4 protein-coding genes and 1 pseudogene are annotated in these 4,122 nt (G+C 47.1%); 2 read left to right on the forward strand and 3 right to left on the reverse strand.

Annotated features, from left to right (window positions below):
- Positions 1-273: 273 nt before the first annotated feature.
- Positions 274-525: pseudogene (locus QZP87_RS09025) on the reverse strand (ATP-dependent Clp protease proteolytic subunit); the annotation flags it as partial.
- Positions 526-575: 50 nt separating this feature from the next.
- On the opposite strand from QZP87_RS09025, the gene QZP87_RS09030 reads away from it, so the two are divergent.
- Together QZP87_RS09030 and QZP87_RS09035 are read left to right on the forward strand one after the other, a co-directional pair.
- On the forward strand, positions 576-848 hold the full coding sequence (locus QZP87_RS09030; RefSeq protein ID WP_291322590.1) for a toxin: 273 nt from the start codon (positions 576-578) through the stop codon (positions 846-848).
- Positions 848-1,144 carry an antitoxin gene (locus QZP87_RS09035; RefSeq protein WP_291322591.1) on the forward strand — a complete coding sequence of 99 codons (297 nt, stop codon included), beginning with the start codon at positions 848-850 and terminating at the stop codon, positions 1,142-1,144. The genes QZP87_RS09030 and QZP87_RS09035 overlap by 1 nt, the downstream gene beginning before the upstream one ends.
- A 972-nt stretch (positions 1,145-2,116) precedes the next feature.
- Here QZP87_RS09035 and rhuM read toward each other — a convergent pair.
- Together rhuM and QZP87_RS09045 are read right to left on the reverse strand one after the other, a co-directional pair.
- Positions 2,117-2,842 carry a RhuM family protein gene (rhuM, locus tag QZP87_RS09040; protein ID WP_291322592.1) on the reverse strand — a complete coding sequence of 242 codons (726 nt, stop codon included), beginning with the start codon at positions 2,840-2,842 and terminating at the stop codon, positions 2,117-2,119.
- A gap of 431 nt (positions 2,843-3,273) precedes the next feature.
- A complete protein-coding gene (locus tag QZP87_RS09045) occupies positions 3,274-3,627 on the reverse strand; it encodes a Fic/DOC family N-terminal domain-containing protein (protein ID WP_291322593.1) in 354 nt (117 codons plus the stop codon).
- Positions 3,628-4,122 lie beyond the last annotated feature (495 nt).

Raw genomic sequence — 4,122 nt, forward strand, 5'->3', positions numbered from 1 at the left:
CTGGTATGCACATAAAAAACCTCTCTTATCTGTGTACATCTGTGTGATCTGTGGGCTAAAAACTCTTTTCTTATCTGGGTTGCGGGCACAGTCCGCGTTAGAACGGAGGTTCATCCATGCCCTGAGTCTGGGAAGACGGTTTACCAGATTTGAGCTTTCTGCAGTCCTGACATACAGGTACAGAATAACCCTGTGATTTTTCCCCATGGCATGGTTTTCCGCAGCAATAACAGATGCGGAGACTAACCAGAGATACACTGCTGATTATCTCCTGCACAAGGTAGCTACTGGCGCAGATATAAACTGAATGGTGTCATAAATGGTCATACCTGCCGTGACTGACCCTCCTGGAGAGTTAATGTACAGATTGATATCCTTTTCAGAATTTTCAGACTCCAGAAAAAGCAGCTGGGCACAGACAAGATTGGCAATATCATCACTCACCGGAACGCCTAAAAACACTATCCTGTCTATGAGCAGTCTGGAATAATGGTTACGTAAAAAGACCTTGAACTGACTGCTGATTTTTTTTTCATGCTTGACAAAAGGCAGTCACTGTCATAAAATTTTTAAATATGAAATACTTCAATTGGAATGCTGATAAGAACGAGCTTCTGAAACGTGTTCGAGGTATATCCTTTGAGGAAATCGTATATTCAATTGAGTCTGGACTGCTGATTGGCATTGAAAAAAATCCAGCGTATCCCAATCAGAAAATATTCGTTCTGGATATTAACAGCCATGCCGTTATCGTACCTTTTGTGGAAAAAGACGGCGAAATATTTCTTAAAACTGCTTTTCCGAGCCGGAAATACACAAAAAAATACGGCTTAAAGGGAGGGAGATAATGAATACATTAAGAGAAAAAGCATTTATGCCGGTGGATCAGGAAGAAAAAGAGCTGATGGAATCCATCGAGCGCAGCCAGTGGCAGCCTGTTGATAATCTGGACCAGGAAAGAAAACATGCAATTAAGGCAGCTCGAAATACTCTGAAAAAGGATAAGCGAATCAACCTCCGCCTTTCACAAAAAGACTACCACCAGATACAGATAAAGGCACTTGAGGAAGGCATACCCTATCAAACTCTCATTTCAAGCATTGTACATAAATATCTTAATGGCTCTTTGATACCCCGAACATAAATTACTGCAGCAGGGCCAGGTACTGAACCAGAAAACACAAAAAAAATACAATGATTAAGGTATCGCTTGAGGACCTTGTACACATAAGAGCAGGATACTCTGCGCGGACCCGGAGGTATCAGGGTTATCCGCCCTGCTGATGTTTCGGTCTGGCAGCCAGTGGATTACTCCGGGCTTCAAGCTGTGGACATTGCCCCAAGAAACATGGCCAGCCACTGCCTGAAGTCGGGTGAGCTGCTTTTTTTCGGCCGGTCAGGTCAGATTTACTCTGTCCTGCTTGAGGATGTTCCAGAAAGAGTTATTGCGGCAGGCAGTTTCCTGGTCCTGACAGTCAAGCCTGGAGAGAAGGGTCTGCTTCCAGAATATCTGAACTGGTTTCTAAGGCGGGCTGTGCCCGCAACCCAAGAAATAATGAAACCTTAACCGCCCGTTCGAAGACTCATTCAAGACGCAAAGGTCGCAAAGGAAGGCAGGAAGGTTTTTTCATTTGCCGGGTAGCGGCAAATGAAAAGGCAGCCTTGTCCAAAACCGTTTCCCGGTTTTGGACAAAACATCTGCTTCGCGACTTTAACTTTGCGTACTTAACGGCTGGCCTGCCACGCGCTTCGAGTGGCTCAAATTTTTCTTGTTTTTTATGACAGGGTTTCAGGAGTAAGCCACTAACCTGTGAGATATGAACAGAAAAATCAAGAGTGATCAAGTCTGAATCAGTAGTAGTCGGACGTCGGTGGTCGGATATCGGAGATCAGAGGTTGTTCAGGGACTTGAACGCTTGCAGCCTATCCTGAGTCTCAGGCGAGAGACGCTCGATCTGTTCAGTTCCCAGCACACCGTGATACTGAAGTGCAGCCAGTTTCATGATCAGATTGGACCGCTTCAGGTCATTTAAACAGTCAGCAATGATCCGGTCTGATTCTTTAACATGCCGATAAAGCGCAAGGTATTTGTCATGCTCCGAAGCGGAACTGTCTTTCAGAATGGCTGCGGATTTCTGGTTGATGCGCCTGCACAGGGTTTCGAGCAGGTCATTTTGGATTGAACGTATGTATTTCCAGTCTTTTTCGGGTGTAGACCATGACATGATTCTATTCCTTCCTGTAGTAATAGACGTGTTCCTACCCATGGTGCGCATAAATCAAACCAGTTTCTTCCAGGGCGTCGAGCAGTTCTCTGCGTGGCTTTGTCCGTAGGGTCATAATCGCTGCTTAAGGAAAAAAGATCCCGGAGCTTCTGGTAAAAGCGCTTCTCAGAGGCCCGGATATCCCGGATACGTTCCAGCAGTTCGTCAAAATAGTCCGGGCGGCCGTCGGGATTTTTCAGGCGCTCATCATCCATGACAAAGCCCTTGACCATATATTCCTTCAGGTTGCGGTTGGCCCAGATACGAAACTGGGTTCCCCGCTTGCACCGCACCCGGAAGCCGATGGCCAGAACCATGTCCAGGGCGTAAAAGGTAACCTTGTATTGCTTACCGTCGGCCGCAGTTGTAAAGAAATTCTTTACAACTGAATTTTCCGGCAATTCCTCTTCTTTCAGTACGTTAGCTATGTGCTGTCCGATGTTCTGTTTGGAGGTGTCAAAAAGTTCGGCGATCTGGTTCTGGTTCATCCAGACCATGCCGTCTCTGGCGTATAGGGAAACAGAGGCTTTGCCGTCCACGGTGTTGTAGATGATGATGTTTTCTTTGTCCCCGCTCATTTTGTCTCGCCTTCCACGATCTTGATCTCTTCGTCCGTTAGGCCGTAGAGTTCATAGACCATTCGGTCGATCTGTTTAAAAAAGACGTGTCCTTGATTAAAGCTCTGAACCTTTCTTTGAGCCTTTGATTCTCTTCGTTTGTGATAAATGATAGATTTTTGTTCATATTTTTCGTGTGCCATCAATTATCGGCATAACGCAATGCTGAGCCGCAAAGCCCGGAAAGGCGAAGCCATGGAAGGGTTTGCCGCTCCTGCAACTCGTTATGCGGAAGTCCTGTCCGTCTGGCCTGAGACATCTATCCTGACACATGGGGGTACTGGCAACATAACCAAACTCGCAACATAATATCCAGTACTATTATCATGATGAATCCCTTCCGGTGTGCAACTACTACTTCTTTTCAACAAAAGCTATATGCTCATGACAACTTAATTAAGCTGTTCGAGCTGACGCATTGGGCGTACATCGTCAAGCGGGACACCCGGCATCTGCTCCATCTCAAAAAGCAGCAACTGCCCCAGGGATGATTGCGGGCCTTCGATTTGCGAGGATAGTACAGCTTCACGACGGACATAGGAGTAAAGGAATATGTTCGGCTCGGGCAACAGCAGGGTCACGCTGTCCAATCGGCCCAGTGAGACTGTAGCACGTTCCAGCAAAGGGTAGCGTTGATCACTCAACTCCAAAGCAGGTTCCGGTGGAAGCGGATCTGGAATAAAAGCGCGTATCGTCTCTTTGGCAACGCTGGTTGTGTGGTACAGGCCGGTAGGACCACGCCTCATAGTCCGGCTTCTCCATGTTTATCGCCTGAATACTACACTTAGGGATTAGAAAAATACTGATATACCACCATAGTGATGCTTTGCCCGCAACAATAAAGAGAAGAGTTTTTTGACCCCGATGAAATGGGAAGAAATTTCATGGGGCAGGCAGGATTAACCCCAGTTAAACACCCCAAAGGGGGACCCCGGTTTAACGGGGCAGGCCCCAGATAAACCCTGCTCCGCAGGAACGCTTTCAGCGTTGTTTATCAGGGCAGGCCCAGTTAAACCCTGCTTCGCAGGAAAGCCTTCGGATTTGTTTAACCGGGCAGGCCCAGTTAAACCCTGCTTCGCAGGAAATCCTTCGGATTTGTTTAACCGGGCAGGCAGGATTAAGAGATTGATTAAGAGAAAATCATTTTTGTCCTGGCTCCCAGTTTAATGCCCTTCGGGCTTGCTCTGCGAGCAATTAAATCACGCCACAGGCGTGACAGGCGGAAGCCAGGCCAAAAGGTA

This window comes from Desulfonatronospira sp. (genome assembly GCA_003563255.1).
Classification (GTDB): domain Bacteria; phylum Desulfobacterota; class Desulfovibrionia; order Desulfovibrionales; family Desulfonatronovibrionaceae; genus Desulfonatronospira.